Below are 1,325 nucleotides of genomic sequence, written 5' to 3'. Positions count from 1 at the left end.
CCCCGAGGGGGATAGGCAATGCGAGATGTGCAATGCGGCGGAGAAAGCGCGGCAGGCGCGGGCGCAGAAAGACCCAGACGCCGGCAAGCACGACCAGCCAGAACGCCAGCCGTGGCAGTTGGATGAGGTCGAGCAGTGCGTGGAGATCGATCAGCGACAGCCAGTATTCGATAACCGGATTGGCGGCGCCGAACAGCGCGAGAAACACTGCGCCCAAGGTCAGCGGCATGATCCAGACGCCGATCGCCGCAAGGCGGATACGCCGCTGGCCAAGCCGCCGCGCCGCCTTGCGCCAGCGGAAGAAATCGTGGACGAACCGGAATGGTGCCGCGAGCAGGAAGAGCGCGACCTGGCCGGCAATGCGGGGAAGCCCACGCCGCAGCCGGCCGACCAGCCAAAGCGCGAAGACGACCATCGCCGCCAGCCCGATCGCGACGGACAGCGCACTGACATTTTCAATGAGCGGCAGCAGCCCGACAAGCAGGGCGGCGAGTCCGAGCCACATGCCGCGGGCGCTGAGCGCCGAGGGATGGATGGCCGCGACTGCGGCGGCAAGCGTAGTGCCGAACAGGAAAAGCGTGATGCCGACCGGCGGCCCGTAGAAGAAGAAATCGGCCAGCGCGGCAAGCAGGACCGCAACGCCGAATCGCGCGCAAAAGCTCGGAGCGGCCGTAAGTAACGATGTCATGATCGGACGTTCTCAGCGGCTTTGATCCGGGCGGCATACCGGGGCGGAGATTTGCGGATGAAGGGGAAGAGAGTAGCCGAACGGTGCGCCCGCGGCGGATCTACGAGCCACCAACCGTCATTGTGGAGGCGGTAAGGCAGGGACCAACGGGATTTTTCTCGCTCTTGCATGCCGCCCTTCTCGCCAGCCGAAATGCGGGCAGCGAGGCGGGTCCGAGGAGATTTTCGGGAGGTTTATGCAGTTTTCGTGCAGGCGAAGACCGCTTGCCTCGACCCGCCGCAGACGGCATAGATCGGACATGACGACCGAAACCTACCGCCCGCGCCGCTCAGTGCTCTACGTCCCGGCCTCGAACGACAAGGCGCTGGCCAAGATCTCATCGCTGGCCTGCGACGCCGTCATCATCGATCTCGAAGATGCGGTAGCCCCGGCCGATAAGGTTTCTGCGCGCGAAAAACTGGCCGGCATCTTCGCCAATCGCCCGGTTGCCAACCATAATGGCCGGCGCTGCGAGATGATCGTGCGCATCAACCCGCTCTCCAGCAAATGGGGCGCCGACGATTTGCTGGCCGCGGCACGCGGCGAGCCCGACGCCATCCTGCTACCCAAGGTCGACACGCCGCGCGACGTCCTGGAG

The 1,325-nt window shown here is 65.3% G+C and carries 1 protein-coding gene and 1 pseudogene; one reads left to right on the top strand and one right to left on the bottom strand.

Translation table 11 applies throughout. The annotated features are described in order from the left end of the window. Nucleotides 1–688: pseudogene (locus EOA86_RS34900) on the bottom strand (DUF4173 domain-containing protein); the annotation flags it as partial. A 298-nt stretch (nucleotides 689–986) separates the two neighbouring features. Between EOA86_RS34900 and EOA86_RS34895 the strand changes: the two are divergent. Next, on the top strand, nucleotides 987–1,325 hold a 339-nt coding region (locus EOA86_RS34895; protein ID WP_245497480.1), incomplete at its 3' end, for an aldolase/citrate lyase family protein.

Origin of the sequence: Mesorhizobium sp. M5C.F.Ca.IN.020.32.2.1 (genome assembly GCF_004023105.1) — a bacterium.
GTDB lineage: Bacteria > Pseudomonadota > Alphaproteobacteria > Rhizobiales > Rhizobiaceae > Mesorhizobium > Mesorhizobium wenxiniae.
The sequence above is the reverse complement of the archived record's forward strand: the minus strand, read 5'-3'. Positions and strand labels throughout refer to the sequence as shown.